Source organism: Pseudonocardia sp. SID8383, assembly GCF_009864975.1.
Taxonomy (GTDB): Bacteria; Actinomycetota; Actinomycetes; order Mycobacteriales; family Pseudonocardiaceae; genus Pseudonocardia; species Pseudonocardia alni.
This window is the reverse complement of sequence record NZ_WWFY01000914.1, coordinates 1-235: the sequence shown is the minus strand read 5'-3', so window position 1 is coordinate 235 and position 235 is coordinate 1. Positions and strand designations below refer to the sequence as shown.

At 79.1% G+C, this 235-nt stretch carries 1 protein-coding gene; it reads left to right on the top strand.

The features are described 5' to 3' along the window. On the top strand, positions 1–235 hold a 235-nt coding region (locus tag GTW08_RS21665; protein ID WP_161152453.1), incomplete at both ends, for a hypothetical protein.

Sequence of the window (235 nt, the reverse complement as noted above, 5' to 3'; positions counted from 1 at the left end):
CGACACCGGTCCGGGCACCGCGGTCCAGCCCGCGGCCGCGGAGGCCGCCGCCCACGCCGCGGTGACCGGCGAGAAGCCGCCGGTCACCCCGCGCCGCGAGGCGATCATGTCGGCGAAGCCGCGCAACGGCCGTCGCAGCCCGTCCGCGGCCGGGCTCGCGATCGCGCTGGCGATCGTGCTGCTCGGCGCGCTGACGCTGTGGGCGATGCTGTCGCCCAGCCAGTCCGACCCGGGC